This is a genomic window from Ahrensia sp. R2A130 (genome assembly GCF_000179775.1).
Lineage (GTDB): Bacteria > Pseudomonadota > Alphaproteobacteria > Rhizobiales > Rhizobiaceae > Pseudahrensia.
This window is the reverse complement of the sequence record NZ_AEEB01000014.1, coordinates 19,396-44,761: the sequence shown is the minus strand read 5'-3', so window position 1 is coordinate 44,761 and position 25,366 is coordinate 19,396. Positions and strand designations below refer to the sequence as shown.

Annotated in this window: 25 protein-coding genes; 9 read left to right on the top strand and 16 right to left on the bottom strand. The window is 55.1% G+C overall.

All coding sequences use genetic code 11. From position 1 onward, the window contains the following. Positions 1-10: 10 nt before the first annotated feature. The 6 genes from R2A130_RS08350 to R2A130_RS08325 form a co-directional block, all read right to left on the bottom strand. Positions 11-508 (bottom strand): hypothetical protein, encoded by a 498-nt coding sequence (locus tag R2A130_RS08350; RefSeq protein WP_009464611.1) that lies wholly within the window; start codon positions 506-508, stop codon positions 11-13. 92 nt (positions 509-600) lie between these two features. Then, a complete protein-coding gene (locus R2A130_RS08345; protein ID WP_009464610.1) occupies positions 601-2,049 on the bottom strand; it encodes an AMP-binding protein in 1,449 nt (482 codons plus the stop codon). Continuing rightward, positions 2,046-3,464: an aldehyde dehydrogenase family protein gene (locus R2A130_RS08340; protein ID WP_009464609.1), complete on the bottom strand. Its 1,419-nt coding sequence runs from the start codon at positions 3,462-3,464 to the stop codon at positions 2,046-2,048. The genes R2A130_RS08345 and R2A130_RS08340 overlap by 4 nt, the downstream gene beginning before the upstream one ends. Positions 3,465-3,518: 54 nt before the next feature. Continuing rightward, on the bottom strand, positions 3,519-4,481 hold the full coding sequence (locus R2A130_RS08335; protein ID WP_009464608.1) for a tripartite tricarboxylate transporter substrate binding protein: 963 nt from the start codon (positions 4,479-4,481) through the stop codon (positions 3,519-3,521). Between the two features lie 21 nt (positions 4,482-4,502). Continuing rightward, positions 4,503-4,964 (bottom strand): tripartite tricarboxylate transporter TctB family protein, encoded by a 462-nt coding sequence (locus R2A130_RS08330; RefSeq protein ID WP_009464607.1) that lies wholly within the window; start codon positions 4,962-4,964, stop codon positions 4,503-4,505. Beyond that, on the bottom strand, positions 4,961-6,556 hold the full coding sequence (locus R2A130_RS08325; RefSeq protein ID WP_211098034.1) for a tripartite tricarboxylate transporter permease: 1,596 nt from the start codon (positions 6,554-6,556) through the stop codon (positions 4,961-4,963). Before R2A130_RS08325 ends, R2A130_RS08330 begins: the two co-directional genes overlap by 4 nt. A 19-nt stretch (positions 6,557-6,575) precedes the next feature. Between R2A130_RS08325 and R2A130_RS08320 the strand changes: the two genes are divergently transcribed. Then, positions 6,576-7,610, top strand: a complete 1,035-nt coding sequence (locus tag R2A130_RS08320) for a substrate-binding domain-containing protein (RefSeq protein WP_009464605.1) — start codon at positions 6,576-6,578, stop codon at positions 7,608-7,610. A gap of 61 nt (positions 7,611-7,671) precedes the next feature. On the opposite strand, the gene R2A130_RS08315 is transcribed toward R2A130_RS08320, so the two are convergent. Beyond that, positions 7,672-8,706, bottom strand: a complete 1,035-nt coding sequence (locus R2A130_RS08315) for a Fe(3+) ABC transporter substrate-binding protein (protein WP_009464604.1) — start codon at positions 8,704-8,706, stop codon at positions 7,672-7,674. A 167-nt stretch (positions 8,707-8,873) separates the two neighbouring features. On the opposite strand from R2A130_RS08315, the gene R2A130_RS08310 reads away from it, so the two are divergent. Further along, entirely contained in the window at positions 8,874-9,215 is a 342-nt protein-coding gene (locus tag R2A130_RS08310; protein ID WP_009464603.1) for a DUF1289 domain-containing protein, read from the top strand. Between the two features lie 42 nt (positions 9,216-9,257). Here R2A130_RS08310 and R2A130_RS08305 read toward each other — a convergent pair whose 3' ends face one another. The 3 genes from R2A130_RS08305 to bhcR form a co-directional block, all read right to left on the bottom strand. Then, complete coding sequence (locus R2A130_RS08305) at positions 9,258-9,755, bottom strand: Dps family protein (protein WP_009464602.1); 498 nt, start codon at positions 9,753-9,755, stop codon at positions 9,258-9,260. Between the two features lie 86 nt (positions 9,756-9,841). Further along, positions 9,842-10,390: a hypothetical protein gene (locus R2A130_RS08300; protein ID WP_156798454.1), complete on the bottom strand. Its 549-nt coding sequence runs from the start codon at positions 10,388-10,390 to the stop codon at positions 9,842-9,844. Between the two features lie 142 nt (positions 10,391-10,532). Beyond that, a complete protein-coding gene (bhcR, locus tag R2A130_RS08295) occupies positions 10,533-11,483 on the bottom strand; it encodes an HTH-type transcriptional regulator BhcR (RefSeq protein ID WP_198008684.1) in 951 nt (316 codons plus the stop codon). Positions 11,484-11,574: 91 nt separating this feature from the next. On the opposite strand from bhcR, the gene bhcA reads away from it, so the two are divergent. From bhcA to bhcD, 4 genes are read left to right on the top strand one after another with little or no spacing between them, the layout of a single operon-like run. Next, a complete protein-coding gene (bhcA, locus tag R2A130_RS08290; protein ID WP_009464599.1) occupies positions 11,575-12,774 on the top strand; it encodes an L-aspartate--glyoxylate aminotransferase BhcA in 1,200 nt (399 codons plus the stop codon). After that, positions 12,771-13,730 (top strand): beta-hydroxyaspartate dehydratase BhcB, encoded by a 960-nt coding sequence (gene bhcB, locus R2A130_RS08285; RefSeq protein ID WP_009464598.1) that lies wholly within the window; start codon positions 12,771-12,773, stop codon positions 13,728-13,730. The genes bhcA and bhcB overlap by 4 nt, the downstream gene beginning before the upstream one ends. Before the next feature lie 46 nt (positions 13,731-13,776). Next, complete coding sequence (bhcC, locus tag R2A130_RS08280; protein ID WP_009464597.1) at positions 13,777-14,940, top strand: 3-hydroxy-D-aspartate aldolase BhcC; 1,164 nt, start codon at positions 13,777-13,779, stop codon at positions 14,938-14,940. A 33-nt stretch (positions 14,941-14,973) separates the two neighbouring features. Then, entirely contained in the window at positions 14,974-15,939 is a 966-nt protein-coding gene (gene bhcD / locus R2A130_RS08275) for an iminosuccinate reductase BhcD (protein ID WP_009464596.1), read from the top strand. 11 nt (positions 15,940-15,950) lie between these two features. Here the strand turns inward: bhcD and R2A130_RS08270 are convergent, their stop codons facing one another. The 5 genes from R2A130_RS08270 to puuE form a co-directional block, all read right to left on the bottom strand. Further along, complete coding sequence (locus R2A130_RS08270) at positions 15,951-16,301, bottom strand: RidA family protein (RefSeq protein ID WP_009464595.1); 351 nt, start codon at positions 16,299-16,301, stop codon at positions 15,951-15,953. After that, positions 16,298-17,440, bottom strand: a complete 1,143-nt coding sequence (locus R2A130_RS08265; protein ID WP_009464594.1) for an aminotransferase class V-fold PLP-dependent enzyme — start codon at positions 17,438-17,440, stop codon at positions 16,298-16,300. Before R2A130_RS08265 ends, R2A130_RS08270 begins: the two co-directional genes overlap by 4 nt. Positions 17,441-17,587: 147 nt before the next feature. After that, entirely contained in the window at positions 17,588-19,039 is a 1,452-nt protein-coding gene (locus tag R2A130_RS08260; RefSeq protein WP_009464593.1) for a uracil-xanthine permease family protein, read from the bottom strand. A gap of 24 nt (positions 19,040-19,063) precedes the next feature. After that, positions 19,064-19,894, bottom strand: coding sequence for a bifunctional allantoicase/(S)-ureidoglycine aminohydrolase (locus tag R2A130_RS08255; protein WP_009464592.1), 831 nt, complete (start codon positions 19,892-19,894; stop codon positions 19,064-19,066). Next, positions 19,891-21,306 (bottom strand): allantoinase PuuE, encoded by a 1,416-nt coding sequence (puuE, locus tag R2A130_RS08250; protein WP_009464591.1) that lies wholly within the window; start codon positions 21,304-21,306, stop codon positions 19,891-19,893. Before puuE ends, R2A130_RS08255 begins: the two co-directional genes overlap by 4 nt. 160 nt (positions 21,307-21,466) lie before the next feature. On the opposite strand from puuE, the gene uraH reads away from it, so the two are divergent. After that, positions 21,467-21,826 (top strand): hydroxyisourate hydrolase, encoded by a 360-nt coding sequence (uraH, locus tag R2A130_RS08245; RefSeq protein WP_009464590.1) that lies wholly within the window; start codon positions 21,467-21,469, stop codon positions 21,824-21,826. On the opposite strand, the gene R2A130_RS08240 is transcribed toward uraH, so the two are convergent. Next, positions 21,823-22,719, bottom strand: coding sequence for a LysR family transcriptional regulator (locus R2A130_RS08240; RefSeq protein ID WP_040305489.1), 897 nt, complete (start codon positions 22,717-22,719; stop codon positions 21,823-21,825). The genes uraH and R2A130_RS08240 overlap by 4 nt on opposite strands. A 131-nt stretch (positions 22,720-22,850) precedes the next feature. Here R2A130_RS08240 and R2A130_RS08235 point away from each other — a divergent pair, with 131 nt between their 5' ends. Then, positions 22,851-24,089: a urate hydroxylase PuuD gene (locus tag R2A130_RS08235; protein WP_009464588.1), complete on the top strand. Its 1,239-nt coding sequence runs from the start codon at positions 22,851-22,853 to the stop codon at positions 24,087-24,089. A gap of 239 nt (positions 24,090-24,328) precedes the next feature. Continuing rightward, a complete protein-coding gene (locus tag R2A130_RS08230) occupies positions 24,329-25,300 on the top strand; it encodes a tripartite tricarboxylate transporter substrate binding protein (protein WP_009464587.1) in 972 nt (323 codons plus the stop codon). The last annotated feature ends 66 nt before the right edge of the window (positions 25,301-25,366 follow it).

The following is a 25,366-nucleotide window of genomic DNA, read 5'->3' as shown; positions in this document are numbered from 1 at the left end:
TCTGTCCCGACTAACAGATTGAACCATCGAGCTTCAGGCTCGGCCGGGAACCAAACGCTTTTTCCACGGTCCCGTTTGCCCCGCGAAGCACAACCTTTGCGCCGCTCAATTCGCTATCGGTGACAGTGATTTCGCGGCTGTTAGCCGTGTCATCGACATCTATTGTGAAACCGATTTTTCCACCTGCAGGCAGAGTTCCAATCGATAGCGCAAGGCTACGATCACCGTCTTTAACTTGAGGTTCGTTTGTCAGGAATTCGTTGCCTGCTACGACTTCAAACCGTTGGAAAACTTCAACACCAGCGCCAGTCGCAGTGACATCAAAGATAAGACCACCGGCAGATCCATTAAGATCAATCACCAGTTCTGCATTTGCCAGTTTGCATTTCGATGTGTTCACGATCTCAAAGCGATCTTTAGGCGCACCCTCGCGGAAGGAAACCTCTACATCGGCAACAGCATTCGCTGTTGTCATCATCATAATCGCAAAACCCAGGGCAACTCTCACAACGGGCGCTCCTTATCCAAACTCTTCGCAAAGAGATAGCACGTCAGTAGGAGACTGTAAGGATAATTCAAACGCGCTTGGACAAAGACGCGCTACACCGATGTCAGCTCTGCCAACGTAAGCCGTTGTATCTTGCCGGATGGCCCTTTGGGCAGCTCTGATAGAATATGAACGTGGTCAGGCGCTTTGAAATTGCCAATACGCTCACGACACAACTTCACCAGCGCATCCGAGGTCAACGTAGAACCTTCGGTTAGTTTCACCGCAGCTTCTACGCGCTGACCGTAGTCAGCGCAGGCTCTAGCGAAAGCACCCGCTTCGATAACATCGGGATGGGTGTAAAGCGCATCATCCACTTCCCGTGGGGCGATGTTTTCGCCACCTTTTATAATAAGTTCCTTCAACCGACCGGTCACGAAGACAAAGCCATCCTCGTCCATCCGCCCAAGATCACCGGTACGCAGCCAGCCGACAGGTGTGATCGCGTCAGCCGTAGCTTGGGGGTTTTGACGGTATTCACGCAGAACGTTGGAGCCTCGAACACAAATCTCGCCTTCTTCCCCGCACGGTAACTCCATCTGCAATGGATCGGCAATTATGACCTCATTGCCGTATGGGATGCCTGGCGAGCCGATCTTTCGCAAACCATGCATAGGGTTGGATAGAATTTGAGCCGCCGTTTCAGTCAGGCCCATTGTTTCAATAATCGGCACCTTGAAGCGGGCCTCGAACGCCTCCTGAATTTCAGGTGACAAAGGAGCAGACGCGGAACGGCCGAAGCGCAGGCGCTTTGGCATTTCACGATCCACTTCATCGTGCAGCAAATAGGACACCTGCGTGGGAACGATGGAAAACCAAGTGCAATCGCGCGCATCCGACCAGAAGGTCGACACGGAAAAGCGCGGGGGCATGACAAGTGAACCGCCCGAAACGAGCGCTCCCATCAAAGACACGCATAGCCCATTGATATGGTAGAGCGGCAAGACGCAAAGACCGAAGTCTTCAGGTGAAAGTTCATGAGCCAAGACCGCATTGTCCCCGCCAGCCAGCAAACTTGCATGCGTATGGACCACACCCTTTGGGCGACCGGTTGTACCCGATGTGTACATTAGCAAGGCGTCATCGGTAGGCCAAAGAGGCGTTAGTTCGTCGTCATCGCCATCGAACCAATCGCCGGTCGCAACAATTGCATCACCCTCGATGAGATGGCGAGACGCCTCACTAACGAACACAACCTTAGCGCCAGAGTGCTCCAAAACGTAGCTGATCGTGGTTGCACCCGCGACAAGATTGACCGCCGTGGTAAGGCAGCCAGCATAGAGACTGCCCAAAATGACGCGGACCGTATCGAGACCGTTGGGCATGGCGAAAGCAACACTGTCACCGGCTCCAATTCCATGTCCCAGAAGGCGCGCTGCAAACGACCGGCACGACCGCTGCAATTCCAGAAATGTAAGCTCGTCACCATCAGGCGTTTTTAGAAAAACGGCAGCACCCTGCCGCGCCGCCTGCGCGTCTATGACGTCGCGAACGGTTCTCATTTTCCAGCGACTGACCAGTGATCGGCAAAAATATCATCAAGCGCGGGTTCATTTGGCTCAATTGTTCGCACCACCTTAGTGATGTTCATGAGGTGAGTGTGATTGAAATTGTCGTCGATGGAGTTCCCGCCCCATGTACCGCAGCCCATTGACAGCGAGAACGGCATATCATTATCAAAAGCTCCACCTGTCGCAAAGCAGTGCGCCTGGTTCACAATCACCCGGCAGGTCGGCATGCTGTGGCCCAACGCAACAGCACGGGAGTCATCACTTGTGTGGATGCCGATCGAATGGCCAGCACCTTCATACTTGAGAATTTCAGTTGCAACCTCGCAAGCATGACCGAAATCACGCGCACGATAGATGCCTGAAACAAGAGATAGTTTCTCGCCTGACTCCGGATGCTCTGCGCCGATGCCCTGCCCTTCGATGAGCAAGAAACGCGCGTCTGGATCTGCAGGCAAATCTGCCTGCTTCAGAACCATCGATATGTCCGCCGCAATCATGGTGCGGTTCAAGCCCTCAGGCCTGAAAAGTGCCTCGCGTAGCATATGCTCACTGTCGCCAGCCAGAAGTCGTCCACCAGCAGCATCGAGCGCCAAAACGAAATCATCGTAGATTGCGTCAACCACCACCAGTGCGTTTTCAGACGAGCACGATGTCGAATTATCAAAGGTCTTTGACGCGGTAATCTTTGCTGCTGCATCAGTGAGATCAGCGGTCTCATCGACGATAACTGGCACATTGCCGACACCCACGCCAATAGCTGGCGTGCCAGATGCGTAGGCACGCTGCACATTGTTGCGCGAACCGGTAACAACGAGAATATCAACGGCCTCCATGAGCCGCTGTGCCTTTGCCTTGGACACCGGCGCTGGCACCATTTGAACGAGATCAGGATCGGCACCGACTTTGCGAAGTTCGTCGTGGATATACCCCACCAGCTTCTCGCAAACCTGCACACCCTTGGGGCTTGGCGACAGGATGACAGCGTTGCCGGTTTTCAGTGCGTTGATGACATTGTTGGTAGGGGTCGCGACCGGATTGGTCGAAGGCACGACTGCGCCAACCACGCCAGCGGGCCGCGCAATGCGCGTGATACCTCGGGCCTCTTCGATAATGCCACATGTTTTGGCATGGCGAATATCGCGCAGCAGGCCGAGTGTCTTGCGGTGGTTCTTGGTAATCTTGTCGGTAACATTGCCAAGACCCGTGGTTGCGACTGCCATTTCAGCAAGTTCTGAATTGCGGGCAGGCTCCATAAGAGCCCATGCGGCAGCGAAAGCTGCACGGTCGTAGTGCTCTTGGGTAGCGCCATCGACGTAACGTTCCTGAGCAGCGCGTGCGCGAACGACGAGTGCGTCAATCTCGCGTTCTTCGTCGTTGAGTTTTTCACGCAATACGGCGACAGCCATCAAATTTCTCCGGAAAAGATGGGCGGAACAGTACGCCCCGCCCAATAAGGCTCACTAAAGCCCCGCGAGCAGTTCTTTCAGGCTTTCCTGGCGAGCAGCCCACATTTTCTGGACCTCCTCGCGAGACATAACCTTCATGGGCGAACCACCCGCTTTCATGCGCCCCATGACCCGTTTGTTCTGGAACATTGCCGGCACCGCAGCCGCCAGCTTGTCGATCACATCCTGCGGCGTGCCTTTAGGCACCATCAGGCCGCGGAAATTGACCGATGCGTTATCGACGTCGAGGCCTGCTTCCTTGAGCGTCGGCACATCCGGCAAGAATTCCGCATTGCGCTCAAGGTCAGCAACGCCAAGAATTTTCACGTTGCCGGCCTGTGCAGCACGATAGGCGTCGGACAGGTTGTTGATCCCGGCCATTGTTTCACCAGCGATCACAGCCTTCATAGCTGCCGCACCGCCGCCCTTTGTGGGGATGTAAGCCAGCTTGCACTCGCACGCTCTTTCAATCTGCAGCGCAGCAATGTGATGGCCGACAAACAAGCCTGCACCGGACGTGGTAACCTTACCCGGGTTCGCCTTGGCAAACGTAATCATGTCACCGACGCTGTTGAACTCGGAGTCCTTACCGACAATCACAACGGCAGGGTCAGCACCCCAGTTGGCGATGGGCTCAAAGCTATCGACCGAATATTTTACGCCGCCCTTGATCGATTGCGCGATGAAGTGAGGCACGTTGTAGGCGGATGTCATGTAGCCGTCGGCTTCAGCTTCCGTAGCAAACCAGTTCCAGCCCTTGCGACCACCGGCACCCGGTTTGTTGATGATGTACATGGGCTGGCCCAGCGCATCTTCATTGCCTGCCGTCATGGTGACGATACGGGCCTGAAAGTCCGTCGCGCCGCCAGCGCCGTAAGATACGCCGACACCAATTGGTCGGTCCGGATAGCCTTCGGCAAGCGCAGGGCTTGCCAGCATTGCAGCGCTCAAAAGCGCAGTGGTGAGGATGTGTTTCATGTGTCTAGTCTCCCGGTTGAATCACAGAAAAATGCCGCGTGGCGTTTGCACCTGAAGCAGCATGGCAAAGAGAGCATAAATGACGGCCATAAAAGCAACCGTCACAACAATACGACGCAACCATGAGCCAAGCTGGCTGTGCGGCGCAGGGTCGTAGAGCGAAAAAATAAGGAAAAACGCGAGCGTGCAAGCAACGTAGAAGCCTAACGCTTTGGCCGCCCAAAAAACCGTGACGGACATGATGATCAGGCCGGGAAAAATGCGGCCAGCCGTACCCATATCAATACCGCCACCGACCTTTGCCATGCCAAGTGCTGCGCGGGCAAAGTTCCAGATAGCGAGCGCTACGAAAAAGACTGAAATGATCCGCGGGAACAAGAACGAATCCGCTGGCTCCTGCGTGAACGATAGCCACGCCACGAGTATGGCCAGAGCTAAAACGACGCCTGCCGGAACGACATGTTGAGCGCGTGATGAGGTCATTCTGCGGCCTCTGACTTCAACTGTTCCGGGGCAGACCGTCCCTGCAGCATGTTGGACCAGAACGAATAAGCGACAGATGCCAACACGAGCATGATCAGCACAATGTTGAGAGCACCGGTGAAGAAATAGACCCAAGGTCCATCCTGCGCGGCAGCGATCATTGAGCCGTTTACGAAGTAGTCACCCGCAAGCGGTCCGAGAATAAGGCCCAGCACCAGAGGGGCGGCAGAGAAACCAAATTTCTGTAAGACATACATGCCGACACCCAGCGCAAACATGATGTGCACATCACCCATGGATTGTTGAACTGAGTACGCACCGAAGACCGCAAGCACCGTGACCCCCGCGGCCATGATAGGCACCGGAGCACGGGCAATCTTCGCAGCGTAGGCCGCAGTAGCAATGCCGAAGACAACCATCAAAATCTGACCCAGCAACATGGAGTTGATGAAGGTCCAAACAACTTCAGGGTGTTTGGTGAAAATGTCTGACCCCGGGAAAATGCCATGGATCAGTAACCCGCCGAGAAGTACTGCTGCCGTAGGTGAACCGGGAATGGACAATGTCAGCAGTGGAACCAGTGATGGTCCAACCATCGCGTTGTTCGCGCTTTCAGCAGCAATCACACCTTCCGCATGACCAGTACCAAACTTCTCCGGCGTCTTCGACATCTTGCGGCTCTGGTCATAAGCGACGAGGCCGGCAATCTGTCCACCGACACCAGGAATAAGGCCAACGATTGAGCCAATCACGGTACCAATCGTAAGCGCCTTTCCGGATTTACCGATCTCACGTGCGCTGTCTGAAAAAGCGTGTGGCGGCACGTCGATCTGTTCGATCAGCGTTTGATTGCGGCCCTTGGCCAGCATCTCCATCACCTGCGGAATGGCGAACAGGCCGATCAATGCGGGGATAATATGAATACCGCCCTCAAGCGCATCGAAGAAGATGAAGCGTTCAGCCCCCTGAATATCGTCATAGCCGATTGTCGAGAGCCACAGACCAATACAACCGGACAGCAGCCCTTTCACGAAACTTTTTGAATCGAGTGAACCGATGACGGTGACACCCAAAATTGCAATCCAAAAGAGGTGGCTCGGCCCGAAAGCCAATGCCCACTTCGCGAGAACCGGCGTCAGGAAGATCAGAAGCAACACCCCGATCACACCACCGATACCTGACGACAGAAAAGACAGATGCAGCGCTCTCGCTCCCTCTCCCTTCACCGCCATGGCGTTGCCATCGAGTGCAGTTGCAATGTTTGCCGGAGCACCGGGGATTTTTAAAAGGATCGCGGAAACGGCACCACCCGCCACGGTCGAGGTATAGGCTGCGCCTAGCAAAATAAGGCCCTGCGTGGGGGTAAGTTGGAACGTGAACGGGATCAGCAAAGCTACGGCCATAGTCGGCGACAGACCGGGCGTCGCACCTAAAATCAAACCGCCAATCGTGCCGCCAATCAGCAACATGAATGCGATCGGCTCAAACACACCGCCAAAGTAACCCAGAAATTCCAAACCCGAAGCACCCTCCCAAGCAACAACGATTTGGGCCAGACTATGCAATGAAAATAGTGATGCAAATGTTTTCATTACAGTTCATGTTGCGTCCATGAAGCGATACAGATCACGCAAGGGCGCGCCGGGTGTGGTGGATGTGGCGATCCGCGCAGGCGTGTCCCCCGCCACAGTGTCCCGTGCCTTTATGACACCGGACATGCTGCGTCCGGAGACAAGGCAAAGCATTTTGAAAGCCGCTGGCGAAATCGGCTACGTGCGCGAACGATCGTCCGGCACTATGCGCAACCGATTTTCCGGGACTATTGGGTTGGTGTTGCCGACCATCGATAACGCGATTTTTGCAGAGCTTGCTGATGCTTTTTCAACGGCATTGCAGGCGCAGGGCCGCACCATGCTCATCGCCACGCATGACTACGATCTGTCGAAAGAGGTCGCCATCGTTCACGCATTGGTGGAGCGTCGTATCGACGGCATTGCGCTGGTCGGTTTCGATCATGATGACGTGCCACTGGAATTTCTCGCACAGCGACAGATACCCGTTCTGTCGCTTTGGAACTATCGTGCAGACAGTACCATACCCTGTATCGGTGCTGATAACTTCAAAGCCGGTTCCCTCGTCGCTGAGCATATCCTCGATTTAGGCCATACCGACCCGATCCTCCTTTTCCCGAAAACCGGTCGAAACGACCGCGCCCGCGACCGGCTTGCAGGCGCTATGACAGCAGCTGCAAAACGAGGCCTTGAGTTTGGTGAGAAACGCATTTTCGAATGCCCCTACGATGTGGGCGAGGCAAAGAAACTAGCAACGAAGCTCTTTGTAAAAGACCGCCCCAGCGCAGTGATCTGTGCCAATGACGTAATCGCACAGGGCGTTATTTACGCTTGTATCGCTTCAGGCCTGTCGGTGCCTCACGACATATCGGTTGTTGGTATCGGTGACTTCCGTGGAGCTGCAGATATGGAACCTGCCCTTTCAACCGTTCGACTTCCAGCGCGCCGGATCGGTCAGCTGGGCGCGCAAACGCTGGTACGAATGAGCGAAACTGGCGGACCGCCAAAACCGCGTTCTACGGAGGCGGAAGTGACACTGATTGCAAGGACATCCACCGCCCCGCACCAAACGTAAACGACTACGAAAAAGGACGCGACAATAGCCGCGCCCTTAATCAATTCAGCTTTGGAAGCGACTACTTCCAGCCAACAGCCGCAAAGATTTTCTGAGCCTCTTCGAGGTTCTGAGCTACCTTGGACAGATCGACGGGGTCTGCTTCCAAGGTACCAAGCTGTTTGACGGAGTCGCTCAATGCGACCGTGCTCACAGCCGGGTACTCATCGTTACCAGCGGAGAAATACTGCTGGGCGCTATCGGATGCGAGATATTCAAGAAATTTCACCGCATTGGCCTTGTTCGGCGAATTCTTGGCAACACCACCACCAGACAGATTGACGTGTGCACCGGCGGTCTCAGTCATCTTGGGAAACACGAAACCGATGTTTTCGCGCGCATCGGCAGGCAAGCCTTTCACATCCTTACGGATCGAACGGGCAAAGTAGTATGTGTTGGAGACCGAGATATCGCACTCGCCTGACACAAGACCGCGAAGCTGGTCGGTATCACCGCCCTGTGGTTCACGGGCGAAATTGTCGACAACCCCCTGTGCCCATGCCTTTGCAGCCTCCGCGCCGTGGTTTTCGATCACAGCAGACAGAAGCGTCTGGGTGTACACGTTGGTCGAAGAACGATGGCAAACCTGGCCTTTATACTTCGGGTCAGCCAGCGCGACGTAGGTCTGCGGTGGCTCTGTCACATCAGCTTTGTCATAGAAGAAGATACGGGCGCGCTGGGAGAAGCCGAACCACTGGTTATCAGCATCCTGCAGGTTTGCAGGAATACGCTCTTCAAGAACAGCTGACTCTGTCGACTGAAGAACACCAGCCGTTTTAGCCCGCTCCAGACGTGTCGTGTCGACCGTCAAAAGCACATCAGCAGGGCTGTTGGCGCCTTCCGCTTTCATGCGCTCTATCAGCTCGTCGGCCTTGCCTTCGATACGGTTGATTGTGATGCCCGTCTGGGCAGTGAAGTCAGAATACAGACGCTCATCAGTGTCGTAGTGACGCGAGGAATAGAGGTTCAACTCGCCTTCAGCGTAGGACGGAGTGGCGAAAGATGCAGCGCCAACAAGTGCGGCAAGCGTGGCATTACGTAGGGCTTTGGAGGTCATAGGGAGCATTCTCCGTTAAAATGGACAAGAAAACTCCTATTCAGTTTTTTATAGGAGTTCAATAATCCAATTTTAGAAAATTTCCAATCTGCGCTTGTGCTGAGAGCCGCCTGTTGCCAGATCAGGTTAGACCTAAAAATCCCATTAAGAATTGGGCAACCTGCAACATGAGCGTCAAAAAAGATCGCACCAAGCGCAGATGGCGCGACGCGCCAAGTCCGTGCATCGACGTGTGCAAATATCCTGATGGCGGGTTCTGCAAAGGCTGCGGAATGCTGAAAAAAGAGAAGAAGCGTTTCAAAAAACTGTCTGGCAAAGAAGAGCGCAGACCATTCCTTGAAGCCTTGATCAGCCGCTTGAAGGAGCAAGACAGCAAGAACGATAGCAACAGGCTGGAACGATGGGTGCGGATCTATTCGCGCAAATGCGCCAAGAAAGATGTTCCCAATCCGTTGGAGAAACTAAAACTGCCCGAACCGTTGGACGGTCCGGGCAGCGAAAAGACCTGAAGTCACTTGAGCGGCCCGTAGAACGAGCAGCCGAACCGAAACTTATTTACCGGAATTGTCTACCGGATTTCCGCGCAGGTGTACGCGCAGTATCCATGCAAACTTGTCGTGGGTGTCCACACGGCTTGTAGCCAGATCGTTTGTCGCCCAGTCGCTATGCTCATCGGAAACGGAGCACAGAGCCGACATCGTAGAAGACAGCGTTTCCTGTGCAGCTACCATATCGGCAATCATCTCTTCAGCCGTGGCGTATCCATCATGCTCTTCAACAGCGGAACGCTCCAGCCATTTCGCCATACGGCCCTCGGCATGGCCGTCCAGAGCTTTAATGCGCTCGGCCAATGTGTCCTGACCGATGAAGTGATCTTCGTAGATTTCCTGAAACAGCGCGTGCAGCGGACCAAAGCCCATACCGGTCACGTTCCAGTGGAAATTCTGCGCCTTTACAGTTGTTACAGCGGTTTCCGCCAGCGCCTGTGTCAGGCCTTCGATGATTGCAGCTTTAGCAGCCGGTTCCATTTTTGCAGCAACAAGGCTCATGGGGGAATCTCCTAGTTTAGAATTCTTCTAGATTAGATAAATCAACGATCGCGGGAATACCAGCCCGACGATCGGGAAATCACGCTTCACGCCAGACGCGCGAGACCAGCAGCAAGAAAGCGGAACCAGCGTTGGGCTGGCTTTTCAACGTGCCAAGCCACCATCCGCGACAACATGGCAGTGTCATGTGCTTGTTCTAACAACCGCAAAACCCACACTTCGTCTGGCCCCAGGCTCTTTGCACCTGGCCGGTGGAAAGCAAGACCGTGACGGGAATGCCGTCGCAACGCGCCAAAGAACAAAAGGCCGAACCGCTCAAAGCTTTCGCTTTTACTGCCAACGAGCAAGAAGCAGGCGCGTTCCAAGTCCTCGTGCCCGCGCAGACAAGCCCGCATTGCCAACCAGCGCAGCCGGTCAATCGTCACAAGCTGCTGTTCTGTTGGCTGAAAGTGCTCAGTAGTTTTTTGAACGACATGAGAAAAGCAGGCGGGACGAACGACGACATTTGTAAGCTCCGCAGGCACTGACAAAGCGGCAGGTTTGGTCCGTTCGGCTGAAGCAGAATTCATCATAACCCTGTTATCCAGACGCACGCGGATTCTCACGTGCACCAGCACATTAAAATACTGGATCATATAAATCCAGTTTCAAAAATGTGGCACGAGGCATCTGGAAAAGTAAAGGCGTTGTCAGGCGTTCAATACAGAAAATTGTCAAACTTTATTGACGCAGCCCCACTAACAGCAACGATCTGAATCCAGTCGGTAGAACGCCCACTCAGGAGAAATCTACAATCCGCCCCGCAATGTTGCGGCTGATCTCATCTGCAGCAGCACGCACCTGCTTGCCCAAAGCCAATACCCGATCCTTCGTCACACGAACGCTGGGGCCTGATGTCGAGATGGCCGCAACCGCTTCGCCAAAACTATTGAAGATGGGAGCAGCCACACAACGCATGCCCAGCGTCCGCTCCTCATCATCAACCGCAAAACCCTGCGCCACCATCTCATCGACAGCCTTCATCAGGTCATCCGCGCTGCAAATAGTGTTGTCGGTAAAGGGCTTCATATCCAGCTGCTCGGCCAGCCGCTGCGCTTCTTCACGGGGACGAAAGGCCAAAAGAGCCTTACCGATACCGGACGTATGAACAGGACTGCGTGTTCCGGGGCGGAAAAAGGCTCGAATGGGTTCGTGAGTCTCAGCCTGACTGAGGAACACCACTTCCCTATCGGACAAAATGCCCAAATTAGACGTCTCACCGGTACTTTCCATCAATCGCTGCATGACGGGACGCGCCTGTTCTGAAACGGCGCTATTGGAAAGAAAGGCGCTTCCAACACGAAACGCTTCAACGTCGATGCGCCACAACTGCGTGTGATCATCAAAGGCGACAAGACCGTGCATCTGCATGGTGATGAGCGACCGATAGGCTGTTGGAGCCGACACCTCGCTGGTTTCGGCAATTTCTGAAAGAGACAAGCCGTCGCTTTCAGAAATTACCCGAAGCACCACCAAGCCCTTGTCCAAAGCACGTACGACCTTGTCTTCATCGCGTCCTTCAAACAACCGCGGACGCCCACGCTTGCGTGCCTCAATATCCATTTTCATTCCCTGAGAAATTGCTTCCAAGCTGTTCCGCAAACATTTTTTACGAAAAATGAAACACAGCTCGCTCGATTGAAAAACAACAAGCCATTGATTTTTAGATATTTTATAGAAGTCATTCAAGTTATGAACACAGCAAACGAAAAAATTGCGCAACGCCTAAGTTCAGTTCATTCTCGTTTTGAAAATATATTTCATATTTTAGGTGGTGTCCATGTCCATGCAGAACCCGGTGTTCATTCCAGGCCCTACAAATATCCCTGACGAGCTGCGGCGTGTCATTGATTTTGGCACCATCGACCACCGCTCCAGCGTGTTTGATGAAATGCTTGCGCCCGCAATTGCCGGTGTGAAGCGCATTTTGAAAACGACAGACGGCGAGGCACTGGTCTTCCCATCGACCGGAACAGGTGCTTGGGAAGCAGCGATCAGCAACACATTGTCGCCGGGGGACAAAGTGCTTGTCGGCTGTTGGGGCATGTTCTCCCACCGCTGGATCGACATGTGTGAACGCCACGGCCTCAATGTCATCGTAGCGGAAGCCAACTGGGGCGATGGCGTTCCGCTGAATGCTTACGCTGCTGCCCTTGAAGGTGACACGGGCCATGCAATCAAAGCAGTGCTAGCCACACACAATGAAACAGCAACGGGCGTAAAGTCAGACATCAGTGCGGTGCGCGCTGTGATGAACAAGGCCAAACACCCAGCCCTTCTGATGGTCGATGGCGTTAGTTCCATCGCGTCCATGGACTTCCGAATGGATGAATGGGGGGTCGACCTCGCCATCGCCGGCTCGCAGAAGGGTTTCATGTTGCCTCCGGGCCTCGCAATTCTTGGCATCAGCCAAAAAGCTATTGCAGCGATGGAAACCGCAAAGCTGCCTCGCACCTTCTTCGACTTCCGAGACATGTTGACAGCAAACGGAAATGGCAGTTTTCCCTACACGCCGCCGGTGCAGCTTATCCGTGGTCTCGATCATGCGATCGCCATGCTGGAGTCAGAAGGACTTGACGCTGTTTTCGCCCGTCATGCACGTTTGGCGCAGGGCGTGCGGGAAGCCGTCAACGCATGGTGCTTGAAGCTCTGCGCAACGTCTCCTGACCTCTACTCGGACACGGTCAGCGCTGTGTTGGTGCCGGATGGTTTCGACGGCACAAAAGTCGTTACCCATGCCGCAGAAAAATACGGCGTCGCTTTTGGTGTCGGCCTCGGTGAGGTCTCAGGCAAGCTTTTCCGCATCGGCCATCTGGGCATGCTGACTGATGTCATGATGTGCGCCGGACTTTCCACGGCAGAAATGACGATGCTCGACTTAGGCTTTCCCATCAAAGCCGGGTCCGGGGTAACGGCCGCGCAGGAATATTACCGCAACAACCCGGTAGCCACCGCACAGCCTATGGACAAAGCAGCATGACCACGCCTGACATCATTCCAACCTATGATGACGTCGTTGCAGCCCACGAACGCATCGCGCCACACATTCACCGTACGCCGGTTTTGACCAGCGAATTCATGAATGAGCTAACGGGCGCCCAACTGTTCTTCAAATGCGAAAACCTGCAAAAAGCAGGTGCCTTCAAGGCACGGGGCGCATCAAACGCTGTCTTCGGCCTGTCAGACGCTCAAGCTGCGAAAGGTGTAGCAACCCACTCTTCAGGCAATCACGGCTTGTGCCTCAGCTATGCTGCCGGGCGCCGCGGAATTCCCGTCTCCGTAGTCGTGCCGCGCACCGCACCGGAAGCGAAAAAAGAGGCAATGCGCGGTTACGGCGCGACAGTCGTCGAATGCGAACCCAGCACAACATCGCGCGAAAAGGTGTTTGCCGATGTGGTCGCACAGTCAGGTGCAGATTTCGTCCACCCCTACAACGACCCGCGCGTCATTGCCGGGCAGGCAACATGTTCAAAAGAACTCCATGAACAGGTTGAAGATCTTGATGCTGTGATCGCCCCAATTGGTGGTGGGGGCATGATTTCTGGCACCTGCCTGACGCTGTCCAATATCTCGCCTAGTACGAAGATTTACGCTGCTGAACCAGAGCAGGCGGACGATGCCTATCGCTCGTTCAAGGCAGGTCACATAATCGCAGACGATGCGCCGGTTACAGTTGCCGATGGTCTGAAAGTTCCACTGAAAGACCTCACATGGCATTTTGTCAGCAACCACGTGACCGACATTCTGCTCGCGTCGGAACAGGAGATCATCGATGCGATGTACCTCACTTGGCAGCGCATGAAGATCGTCATCGAACCAAGCTGCGCTGTGCCACTAGCCACTATCATCAAGAACCGCGAATTGTTTGCAGGTCAGCGCGTCGGAGTCGTCATCACGGGCGGTAACGTCGATCTCAAGAAATTGCCTTGGATGTAGGTCCGCCCTGCACGCCCCACCCAATTCGATCAGAAGGAACATAATTATGAACGCCATCGTCAACGCAGCAGATTTTGAAGTCGGTTACGACGTTCCAGCCCATGTCGGTATGGATGAAAAAGATATCGCCACACCTTGCCTTGTACTCGACCTCGACGCCCTGGAGCGCAACGTGAAGAAGATGGGCGACTACGCAAAAGCCCACGGCATGCGCCACCGGTCCCACGGCAAGATGCACAAATCGGTCGACGTCCAAAAGTTGCAGGAAGAACTCGGCGGCTCCTGCGGCGTTTGCTGCCAGAAGGTTTCGGAAGCCGAGGTCTTTGCACGCGGCGGGATCAAGGATGTGCTGGTCTCCAATCAGGTGCGTCAGCCCGACAAAATCGACCGCCTCGCCCGCCTGCCAAAACTCGGTGCACGCGCCATTTGCTGCGTTGATGATATCGACAATGTTGCCGACCTTTCAGCAGCCGCCAAAAAGCACGGCACGCAGATCGAGTGTCTCGTAGAAATCGATTGTGGCGCAGGCCGTTGCGGCGTGACCACTACGGAAGCCGTCGTTGAAATCGCCAAGGCTTTGGAGGCGGCGGACAACGTAAAATTCGCAGGCATTCAGGCCTATCAGGGCGCCATGCAGCACATGGACTCCTTCGAGGACCGCAAAGCGAAACTCGCCGTTGCAGTCGCGCAGGTAAAGGACGCTGTAGACGCGCTAAAAGCCGAAGGCATCGAGTGCGATATTGTTGGTGGCGGTGGAACAGGTTCCTACTATTTCGAAAGCAATTCCGGCGTCTATAACGAGCTACAATGCGGCTCTTACGCCTTTATGGACGCTGACTACGGCCGTATCCTCGACGAAAACGGCAACCGCATCGACAAAGGCGAATGGGAAAACGCACTGTTCATTCTCACATCAGTGATGAGCCACGCCAAGGCAGACAAGGCTATCGTTGATGCCGGTCTGAAAGCACAGTCGGTCGACTCCGGTCTGCCGTTCATATTCGGGCGCGATGACGTCGAATACGTCAAATGCTCCGATGAGCATGGCGTGGTTGCAGACCCCGATGGCGTTTTGAAGGTCAATGATAAACTCAAGCTGGTTCCCGGTCACTGCGACCCGACCTGCAACGTTCACGACTGGTATGTCGGCGTGCGCAACGGCAAGGTGGAAACCGTCTGGCCCGTCTCCGCACGCGGCAAAGCCTACTAAGCCTGCCTCAACTTCCCGAATGGAGACTGCCAAATGATTATCGTGCCTGAAAAAGAAATCGGTGGTCTCGTTACACGCGAGGCTGCCTTCGATGCGGTCGAAAGCGTCTTTGCCGCTATGGCATCAGGCGATGCCTACAACTTCCCGGTTATCCGCGAAGCAATCGGCCACGTCGATGCGCTCTATGGCTTCAAGGGCGGCTTCGATAAGGCAGGCATGTCATTGGGTTTGAAAGCCGGTGGCTACTGGCCCAACAACCTTGATACCAAGGGCATCATCAACCATCAGTCGACGGTGTTCCTGTTCGATCCGGACACCGGTCAGGTATCAGCAATGGTCGGCGGCAATCTGCTAACTGCCCTTCGAACGGCTGCGGCATCTTCGGTCTCAATCAAACATTTGGCCAGAAAAGACGCAAAGGTATTGGGCATGATTGGTGCTGGCCATCAGGCCAAGTTCCAACTCCGCACAGCGCTTGAACATCGCGATTTCGAAAAAGTTATCGGCTGGAACCTGCACCCTGAAATGCTTCCAAATCTGGAAGAGGTGGCTGCCGAGGCCGGCCTGCCTTTCGAGGCGGTCGAGCTTTCCGGCATGACGGAAGCGGACGTCATCATCACGATCACCTCATCCTTTGACGCCACAATGATGGGCGATCATGTCGCCCCCGGCACGCACGTTGCCTGCATGGGCACAGATACAAAAGGTAAGCAGGAGGTCGGCGTCGATCTGATCGCCAAGGCAACCCTGTTTGCCGATGAGATCGCACAGTCCATCTCCATAGGTGAATGCCAGCACGCCATTGCAGACGGTTCGATCAAGGAAGCGGATATCACTCCAATCGGCGCTGTCATCAACGGCACCCATACCGGCCGTATGTCGGATGATGAGATCACATTGTTCGACGGCACAGGCGTCGGCCTTCAAGATCTCGCAGTGGCATCAGCAGCCGTTGTCTTGGCCAAGGCGCAGGGCAAAGCGATCGAAGTCGAACTATAAGCGGTAGAAGCCTAGTCGTAGGCAGCGGTGACGATCACTTCGATCTTCAGCGCTGCCCGCGCCATTGGCACCTGACCGCAGGCGCGTGCCGGAGCATGGCCTTCGGGCACCCAGGCATTCCACACCAAATTCATCGCGGCGAAATCAGCCATGTCGGCCAGCCAGATTTCGACTTGGAGCATCTGCTCTTTTGATGAACCGGCTTCTTTCAACAACGCTTCCACCCGCGAAAAAACTTCGTGCGTCTGCACGGTGATGTCGCCCTCGGTGCCGCCGACCTGACCTGTCAGATATACCGTGCCATTATGCTTCACGATCTTCGAGCTGCGCTCTCCCGTGTGGATGCGTTCGATATTGCTCATGCTGCTTCTCCAGTTTCTGCAACCACCGCATCAAGCGTGGCAGTTAGGCGTGCGACCGTACCATCGACGTCCTTGAGTTTGTCGAGCCCGAACAGGCCGAGACGGAACGTGCTGAAATCTTCAGGTTCATCACATTGCAGCGGAACGCCGGCGGCGATCTGCATACCCTTGGCTGCAAATTTCGATCCATTCTGCATTGATGGGTCGCCAGTGTAGCAAACGACAACGCCAGGCGCTTCGTATCCACGCGCGGCAACACTTTTAAAACCGCGGTCCGCAAGCAACTCCCGCACCTTCGTACCGAGCTCAAGTTGACGTTGCTTAGCGACATCAAAGCCAAACGCACGGGTCTCATTTATGGCGTCACGAAAGGCGATAAGCGCATCGGTGGGCATAGTCGAATGATAAGCATGGCCACCGTTTTCGTAGGCTTTCATGATGTCGTGCCACTTCTTCAGGTCGACCGCGAAGCTGGAACTTGTTGTGTCCGCCATCGTGTCCAAAGCGCGCTGGCTCATCATCACGAGACCGGCGCAAGGCGAGGCGCTCCAGCCCTTTTGCGGTGCACTGATAACCACATCCACACCCAGTGACTCCATGTCGATCCAGATCGTACCGGACGCCACACAATCTAAAATCATCAAACCGCCCACAGCATGTGCCGCATCGGCCAACGCTGTGATGTACTCGTCCGGCAGCATGACGCCTGCAGAGGTTTCAACGTGGGGCGCGAAAACGACCGCTGGCCGTTCTTCGGCAATGCGGGCCGTCACGTCTTCGATGGGGTGTGGAGCAAAGGAACGTGGCTGCTCGTTATCAACCTGCTGCGCTTTCAGCACAGTGACCTTCGACGCGATATCGCCAGCCTCCATGATTTGCGACCAGCGGTAAGAGAACCAGCCATTGCGGACCACCAGCACATCGCGGTTACCAGCAAACTGTCGGGCCACAGCTTCCATTCCAAAGGTGCCCCCGCCGGGAACCAGCGCTACACCATCAGCGTGATAGACCTCTTTCAGTGCAGCAGAAATATCATTCATGGCGCCCTGAAAACGCTTTGACATATGGTTGAGCGAGCGCTCGGTAAAGACGACCGAAAACTCGGACAATCCGTTCGGGTCGATGCTGGAAATGGTCATGGCTGTGTCCTTGGTTCATTGCAGCGCGTTCAACGCTTTTAGCTCCAAATCTCCAGATACGCGATGGCCTTCCGCTATGACAAAAGGCCCCGCCGCAAGCGACGGGGCCTTTTGCATTTTTAAGTGTGTTTCTCTTGTGGGGAAGTCTTAGCTTTTCAAACCGGTTCCCTGACCGGACATGCCACCGGATACTTCTTCCGTGGATTCATCAGCCAAATCTTCCGGCAAGATGAGGTTCAAAACGATAGCTAGGAAAGCAGCTGGCAGCAGACCTGATGTCAGCAGAACTTTGGCCGTACCAGGCACGAAGAACAGTGCGTTAGGCTCCAATTGCAAGCCGAGACCGACCGAGATGGAAATCGCAAAGATCACCATGTTGCGGCGGTTCCAAACCACGTCGGACAACATCGAGATGCCGGCTGCAACCACCATGCCGAACATGACGATAACGCCACCGCCCAACACTTCGATTGGCACCGAAGAGATGACCGCGCCAACTTTCGGGAAGAAGCCCGCAGCGATCAGGAACAGTGCACCGATTGTAACAACCGTGCGGGACATAACACCGGTCATCGCGATCAGGCCAACGTTCTGAGAGAACGATGTGTTGGGCAGCGCGCCGAACAGACCAGAGATGAAAGTACCGATGCCGTCTGCAAAGGTTGCGCCCTGAATTTCTTCAGAAGTCGCTTCGCGACCAGCGCCACCCTTGGTGATGCCGGAGACATCGCCAACAGTTTCCACAGCCGAGATGAAAGACATCAGGCAGAAGCCGATGATGGCAGCGACCGAGAACTCAAACCCAAAGTGGAATGGGTTAGGCAAAGCGAAAACTGCAGCGCGACCAACATTTACGAAGGACACCATGCCCAGCATGTAAGCAACGATGTAGCCGACGATCAGGCCGATCAAAACTGCAGCAACCGACAGGATACCGCGAGTGAAGAACTTGATGGCAAGCGTCACGACGACCACCAGAAGCGCGATGCCCCAGTTGAGCAGCGAACCGTATTCCTGACCGGACAAATCACCACCGGCAGCAATCGCTTTGTTGAGCGAGACCATCGCGGGCACGCCGCCTGCCGCATATTGAATGCCGACTTTCACCAGAGCCAGACCAATCATCGTGACAACGAGGCCAGTAACGAGCGGCGGAAGCGCAAAGCGGATTTTACCGATGAACAGGCCAAGGAACGCGTGGAAAATACCACCCACGATAACGCCGCACATCAGCGCGCCCATAGCATCGACACCCTTGCCCGCGACGAGCGGGATCATGATGGGAATGAAAGCAAACGATGTGCCTTGCACGATTGGCAGGCGGGCACCGACAGGGCCAAAACCGATGGTCTGCATCAACGTGGCGACACCGGCAAACAGCATGGACATCTGGATCATATAGATCAGGTTCGGGAAGTCCGGCGAATTGGAACCGAAGCCGAAACCAGCCGCACCTGCAATGATAATCGCAGGCGTGACATTGGAAACGAACATCGCCAGCACATGCTGGATGCCCAACGGAATGGCTTGCGCCATCGGCGGCGTGTAGTTCGGGTCACGCAGCTGCGCTGGTGTCCCGAGTGATGAATTGGCAGTCATTGGAATTCCCCCAGTTTTTGGTTTTTACCTTACGAAGCTTCCAAGCTGCGCATGGCGATTGACGTCTTTGTAGAGAAGGTAGCGGAAGGGGCCGGAGCCTCCCGCGTAACAAGCCTGCGGGCAAAAAGCGCGAAGCCACATGAAGTCACCGGCCTCCACTTCCACCCAGTCTTGATTGAGTTTGTAGGCAGCCTTGCCTTCCAGCACGAAAAGCCCGTGCTCCATCACGTGCGTTTCAGGAAACGGAATGACCCCGCCCGGCTGGAACGTGACGATAGTGACGTGCATGTCGTGGCGCATGTCGGCTGCATCTACGAAACGGGTCGTAGCCCAACGGCCTTCAGTATTCGGCATTGCTATTGGTTCGATGTCGTTCTCGTTGACGACAAATGCTTCGGGAACATCTAGCCCGCCGACAGCGTCATATCGCTTGCGAATCCAGTGGAACCGAACAGGTTCCGAACTCAGATTCTGTGCAGTCCAGTCGCTGGCTGGCGGAATGAACGCATAGCCGCCCGGGCGCATAATGTGGGTATCGCCATCAATAGTGAGACGCAACTCTCCATCAACGACGAAGATGACCGCTTCCGCACCTGTATCCGGTTCCGGGTGCTCACTGCCACCGCTGGGCGCAACATCCATAACGTAGTGCGAGAACGTTTCGGCAAAACCGGACATCGGGCGCGCGATAACCCACAGCCGCGTCTTCTCCCAATTGGGAAGGAAGCTTGTTGTAATGTCGCTCATCGTTGATGCTGGCAGCACCGCATAAGCATCTGTAAAGACCGCACGCTCGTCCATCAGCGCCGTTTGCGGTGGCAAACCGCCACGTGGAACGTGGTAGTGGCGGGTCATGGCAGCATATCTCCTAACCGCAATCGGGCGATTTTCTCTACCTGTTTGCAGGCGGTAGCGAACTCGGTCGGGCGGTCATTACTGATGCGGGTGTTGAAGGCTTGCAGAATGTCGGTCTTGCTCAGCCCCTTCACCGCGATGATGAAGGGAAAGCCAAACTCGTCGGTGTAGCGCGTGTTCAATTCGGTGAAGGTACCGCGCTCGTCATCGGTCAAAGAATCGAGACCAGCGCTTGCCTGCTCGCTGGTGCTTTCTTCGGTCAACCGGTTTGCAGCAGCAAGCTTTCCGGCAAGATCAGGGTGCGCGTTCAACACACCCAACCGCTCGTCTTCTGATGCCAAACGGAACTGCACAGACATGGCGGCATGTAGCCCTTGAGCCGTATCATTGGCAGCGCCCAGACCAGCATCGCAAGCGCGTTCAGCAATCCATGGAGAATGTTCGAACACGCTGCCAAATGTGGAAACGAAAGCGTCTCGCTCCATCAAAGAAGGACGGTCCGCCTGATGCTGCGGCGGATGAACAACAGCCCAATGTTCTGCGATATCTACACGACGAGCAAACCACACATCAGAGTGGGACTTGGCGTAATCGATAAACCGCTTGAGTGCCGCGAGCCTGCCCGGACGTCCTACCAAACGGCAATGCAAACCGATCGACATCATCTTAGGCGCACCCGCCTCGCCTTCCGCATAAAGCGTATCGAACGTATCGCGCAGATAGGCTTCGAACTGGTCGCCCGAGTTGAAACCTTGCGGTGTGGCGAACCGCATATCGTTACAGTCAAGCGTGTAGGGAATGATCAACTGGTAACGATCTGCATGACGTCGCCAGTATGGAAGGTCGTCATCATAGGTGTCCGAGATGTAGTCGAAGCCACCTTCTTCGGTCACGAGATCAACCGTATTCTCGCTCGCACGCCCCAGATACCAGCCGCGTGGCCGCTCGCCGGTCACCGCCTCATGTAGCTTGACCGTTGCATCCAGCCACTCGCGCTCTTGCTCGCGGGAAAAGTCTTTGTATTCGATCCATTTCAGGCCGTGGGACGCAATCTCCCAGCCAGCTTCTTGCATCGCTGCAACTTGCGCGGGTGAGCGGTGCAGCGCCGTCGCTACACCATATACAGTCACAGGAATTGCGGAACTTGTGAACAGTCGATGCAGCCGCCAGAAACCTGCGCGCGCGCCGTATTCGTAGATCGATTCCATGTTCCAATGCCGCTGACCCGGCCATGATGCGGCACCAACGATTTCTGATAGAAACGCTTCAGACCCAGCATCGCCGTGAAGCGTGCAGTTCTCGCCGCCCTCTTCGTAGTTGACCACGAACTGAACAGCGATCTTGGCACCATTGGGCCAATTCGCAGATGGCGGGTTGGGACCGTAGCCCTGCAAATCTCGTGGATAGTGCACCTGAGCTCTCCCTGCTCGTGCATCAAAGTTCATGCATCCTATAGGAAGAAAACAGTCAGCGCTTTCAAATATTTATTGAAGAACTGTAAGCCTGACACGCATGGCATTCTTGCCCTATAAATTACGCACCAGCACCACCCGATCGACGATTGAGACATCCATGGCCGAACAAGGCTTTCTGACGACACATATTCTAGACACGGCAAACGGCTGTCCTGCGCACAATGTCACGATTGATCTCTACCGATTGGATGGCGAGACCCGTGAGCACATCGTCACCAAAACCACCAATGATGACGGCCGTACCGACAGTCCACTCATCGCAAAAGGCGACCTTATTTGCGGAAATTACGAGCTAGTTTTCCAAATTGGCGCATTTTTCCAAGGATCAGCCCCCAAAAGCGAACACCCCTTCATCGATGTGGTGCCAATCCGCTTCGGTATAGACGACGAGACAAGCCATTATCATGTGCCGCTGCTCGCCTCTCCTTTCAGCTTTTCCACCTACCGCGGCAGCTAACCCAACTGTTTTTGGCAACCTTCAATCATATGATCGATAAGCAATCGGGTCTTCGGGTCCTGCAATCGCTTGTGCGGAAAGACGCATGAAAACGGGATTGATGTCGGCGGTGTATCGGGCAGAACTTCGACCAATCGACCGTCCTCCAACTGCTCGCTCACCTCGAAGCGGGTCTTGCTAACAATACCACAGCCGTCGACAGCCCAACCGGTTAACACGTCGCCATCGTCCGACTCCATCGGGCTTGAAAAGTCATAGCGTTGGCGGCGGCCATTCACCTGTAAAGTCCAGAAGAATTCTTCAGCTCCGGGAAAGCGGAGCAACAAACAATGATGGTTTGGCAAATCTTCTGGCGATGTTGGCGCACCTTGTCGTTCGAGATAGGCGGGTGAGGCGCACAAAACCCGCTTGAACTCATGGACTGGCCGAACCCGCATTTCAGAATCTTTCAACTCACCCAGCACGAATGCCGCGTCCAAGCCTTCTGCCGTGAAATCGACCTTGCGATCAGATAGGCGCAAGCGAACATTTACGTCTGGATAGTTCTCTTTGAAGCTTGGCACCAAAGGCGCGATCAGTTTTTTACCAAGCCCCAACGGAGCCGCAACAAATACCGTGCCCTTCGGGCTGTCCGTCACATCGGCAATCGAACCCTCCACCTCCTCAATCATATCGAGAATGCGGATTGCCCCCTTGTAAAATAGCTCACCCTGCTCGGTCGGACTTAGGCTGCGCGTGGTGCGGTTGAACAACCGCACTCCCAAATGGCGCTCCAAATCTGCAATGCGACTGCTAGTAACCGCCGCCGAAATACGTAAATCGCGCCCCGCCGCTGACATGGAGCCAAGGTCGTAAACCCGCACGAATGTTTTGATATTGGGTACGTAGGACATGACCAATCTCACCATTTCCAAATGAAATTTGAAAGTGCTGGAGATTTACAACCCTTCAATGCAAAGACAAGCTTGGGCATGACCTTACGCAGGGTCTGCAGGCCAACCGTCTGCACCGTTTGGAGGCAACGATGTATTACGATTACGCAGTCATGTGGGACTGGCTATCCTTTGGGGTGCGCTGGTTGCACGTCATCACAGCCATGGCCTGGATTGGTGCAAGCTTCTACTTCATCGCGCTCGACCTGATGTTGAAACCGGCTGACGACATGCCGGAAGGCGCATCCGGTGAGGAATGGGAAGTCCACGGTGGCGGCTTTTATCACACCACCAAATACCTCGTGGCACCGGCACGCCTTCCCGAACATCTGACATGGCATAAATGGCAGAGCTACATAACGTGGGTCTCGGGGGTCGCGCTGCTCGCCATCGTCTATTGGGCCGGTGCGGAACTCTATCTGATCGACCGCAACGTGGCTGACCTCGCCGTATGGCAGGCCATCGCGCTTTCGGCAGGCTCCCTCGCCATTGGGTGGATCATCTACGACTTCCTGTGCAAGTCGCCCATCGGCGCGAACACCAACGGCCTCATGGTTCTGCTGTTCGTACTGCTGGTCATCATGGGTTGGGGTTACACGCAAATCTTCACGGGCCGTGCCGCATTTCTACATCTTGGCGCCTTCACGGCGACCATCATGACGGCCAACGTCTTCGTCATCATTATGCCCAACCAGCGCATCGTGGTGGCCGATTTGAAGGCGGGACGAAAACCCGACCCCAAATACGGCAAAATCGCCAAGCAACGCTCGATGCACAACAACTACCTGACGTTGCCAGTGCTGTTCCTGATGCTGTCGAACCATTATCCGCTGGCATTTGGCACCGAGTACAATTGGATCATCGCAGCGCAGGTGTTCCTAATGGGCGTCACCATCCGCCACTACTTCAACACCATGCATGCTACCGGCAAAGGGCCGAGCTGGACATGGCTCGCAACTGCGATCCTGTTCGTTGTTGCAGCTTGGCTGTCCACTAATCCAAAGTTCTCCACCGGAGAAGCGCAAGCTGCGACCTCAGCGCGGGTCGAGCAATTCATGGCTGCTCCGGGTTTCCAAAAGGCGGCTATCGCCGTGCAAGGCCGCTGCGCCATGTGCCATGCAGATGAACCCACATGGGAAGGTATGATCGTGCCGCCCAAAGGTGTGGTTCTGCAAAGCGACCAAGACGTCGCCCGTCACGCTCGGGAAATTTATCTGCAAGCCGGTCGTTCCATCGCCATGCCGCCCGGCAACCTGTCAGAGATCACGGATGACGAACGCGTGTTGATCGTGGAGTGGTACGAGGCAGCGGTTAGCGGCCAATCCAACTAAAATTCAAATTTCCTAAGCTCTGTTGCGGACGCGTAATAGGTCGCACTAACAAAGCGAAGCTCGGCTATATTGGCTAATGCTCGAACGGCCTGCTGCACGGCCGCTGAATGTCAAAATACAGCGACATCCGTAAATTCATAAACCTTCCAATATCTTCCATTGGCCTAACCAAAATGCGGTGTTAGCGTCACGGCAGCGCGCGGCTAACAGCGCGTCGAAAATATTCCTGGGAGGAACATATGTTGAAAATGCTCAAGCTGGCACTGGCTGCCAGCGTACTCGTGGCTGGCGCTTCAGTCGCTCATGCCGATGGTCACCAGAAAGTCGATGCCGTTAAATTCCTCATCCCCGGCGGCGCCGGTGGTGGCTGGGACGGTACCGCACGCGGAACAGGTGAAGCCCTGACCAAGTCCGGTCTAGTGGGCGCTGCTACCTACGAAAACATGTCCGGCGGCGGCGGCGGCAAGGCCATCGCCCACATCATCGAGACCAAGGACGAAGGCACTTTGATGGTGAATTCCACGCCTATCGTCATCCGTTCGTTGACCAAGGTTTTCCCGCAGTCGTTCCGCGATCTGACACCAATTGCGGGTACCATTGGTGACTACGGCGCAATCGTCGTTGGCAAAAACTCCAAGATCGCCGATTTGAACGGTTTGGTTGAAGCATACAAAGCCGACCCGAAAACTGTCGCAGTTGGTGGTGGTTCCGTTGCAGGCGGCATGGACCACCTGATCGCGGCACTGGTCATGAAGAACGCCGGTCAGGACGCTACAAAAGTGAAGTACATCCCGTATGACGCTGGCGGCAAAGCGATGGCCGGCCTTTTGTCCGGCGAAATTCAGGCTCTGACCACCGGTTTCGGTGAAGCAATTGAACTCGCCCGTCAGGGTGAAGTGAACATCCTTTGCGTCACATCTCCGGAGCGTGTTGCAGCATCCAAGGACACCCCGACCTGCGATGAAGCTGGTTCCAAAGGCACGAACTTCGTCAACTGGCGTGGTTTCTTTGCAGCGCCCGGCATCTCCGACGAGAAGAAGGCAGCATATATCGCCGCTCTCAAGGAAATGTACGACACTGAAGAATGGGCCACCGTTCGTGATCGCAACGGCTGGGTCGACATCTTCAATGCAGACGCTGATTTCGTGAAATTCCTGGAAGGTCAGGAAGAGCAGATCGGTGGACTGATGAAAGAGCTCGGCTTCCTCTAGGACGCTACTCTGAACTGACGAAAACGAAGAAGGCCGGGTCCCTATGGCCCGGCCTTCTTTTTACAA

What these genes read in the sequence shown, in the direction of transcription:
- R2A130_RS08345 (WP_009464610.1), bottom strand. Translation starts at nt 2,049, where the DNA reads ATGAGAACCGTTCGCGACGTCATAGACGCGCAGGCGGCGCGGCAGGGT.
- R2A130_RS08340 (WP_009464609.1), bottom strand. Translation starts at nt 3,464, where the DNA reads ATGGCTGTCGCCGTATTGCGTGAAAAACTCAACGACGAAGAACGCGAG.
- R2A130_RS08335 (WP_009464608.1), bottom strand. Translation starts at nt 4,481, where the DNA reads ATGAAACACATCCTCACCACTGCGCTTTTGAGCGCTGCAATGCTGGCA.
- R2A130_RS08330 (WP_009464607.1), bottom strand. Translation starts at nt 4,964, where the DNA reads ATGACCTCATCACGCGCTCAACATGTCGTTCCGGCAGGCGTCGTTTTA.
- R2A130_RS08325 (WP_211098034.1), bottom strand. Translation starts at nt 6,556, where the DNA reads ATGAAAACATTTGCATCACTATTTTCATTGCATAGTCTGGCCCAAATC.
- R2A130_RS08320 (WP_009464605.1), top strand. Translation starts at nt 6,576, where the DNA reads ATGAAGCGATACAGATCACGCAAGGGCGCGCCGGGTGTGGTGGATGTG.
- R2A130_RS08315 (WP_009464604.1), bottom strand. Translation starts at nt 8,706, where the DNA reads ATGACCTCCAAAGCCCTACGTAATGCCACGCTTGCCGCACTTGTTGGC.
- R2A130_RS08310 (WP_009464603.1), top strand. Translation starts at nt 8,874, where the DNA reads ATGAGCGTCAAAAAAGATCGCACCAAGCGCAGATGGCGCGACGCGCCA.
- R2A130_RS08305 (WP_009464602.1), bottom strand. Translation starts at nt 9,755, where the DNA reads ATGAGCCTTGTTGCTGCAAAAATGGAACCGGCTGCTAAAGCTGCAATC.
- R2A130_RS08300 (WP_156798454.1), bottom strand. Translation starts at nt 10,390, where the DNA reads ATGATCCAGTATTTTAATGTGCTGGTGCACGTGAGAATCCGCGTGCGT.
- bhcA (WP_009464599.1), top strand. Translation starts at nt 11,575, where the DNA reads ATGTCCATGCAGAACCCGGTGTTCATTCCAGGCCCTACAAATATCCCT.
- bhcB (WP_009464598.1), top strand. Translation starts at nt 12,771, where the DNA reads ATGACCACGCCTGACATCATTCCAACCTATGATGACGTCGTTGCAGCC.
- bhcC (WP_009464597.1), top strand. Translation starts at nt 13,777, where the DNA reads ATGAACGCCATCGTCAACGCAGCAGATTTTGAAGTCGGTTACGACGTT.
- bhcD (WP_009464596.1), top strand. Translation starts at nt 14,974, where the DNA reads ATGATTATCGTGCCTGAAAAAGAAATCGGTGGTCTCGTTACACGCGAG.
- R2A130_RS08270 (WP_009464595.1), bottom strand. Translation starts at nt 16,301, where the DNA reads ATGAGCAATATCGAACGCATCCACACGGGAGAGCGCAGCTCGAAGATC.
- R2A130_RS08265 (WP_009464594.1), bottom strand. Translation starts at nt 17,440, where the DNA reads ATGACCATTTCCAGCATCGACCCGAACGGATTGTCCGAGTTTTCGGTC.
- R2A130_RS08260 (WP_009464593.1), bottom strand. Translation starts at nt 19,039, where the DNA reads ATGACTGCCAATTCATCACTCGGGACACCAGCGCAGCTGCGTGACCCG.
- R2A130_RS08255 (WP_009464592.1), bottom strand. Translation starts at nt 19,894, where the DNA reads ATGACCCGCCACTACCACGTTCCACGTGGCGGTTTGCCACCGCAAACG.
- uraH (WP_009464590.1), top strand. Translation starts at nt 21,467, where the DNA reads ATGGCCGAACAAGGCTTTCTGACGACACATATTCTAGACACGGCAAAC.
- R2A130_RS08240 (WP_040305489.1), bottom strand. Translation starts at nt 22,719, where the DNA reads ATGTCCTACGTACCCAATATCAAAACATTCGTGCGGGTTTACGACCTT.
- R2A130_RS08235 (WP_009464588.1), top strand. Translation starts at nt 22,851, where the DNA reads ATGTATTACGATTACGCAGTCATGTGGGACTGGCTATCCTTTGGGGTG.
- R2A130_RS08230 (WP_009464587.1), top strand. Translation starts at nt 24,329, where the DNA reads ATGTTGAAAATGCTCAAGCTGGCACTGGCTGCCAGCGTACTCGTGGCT.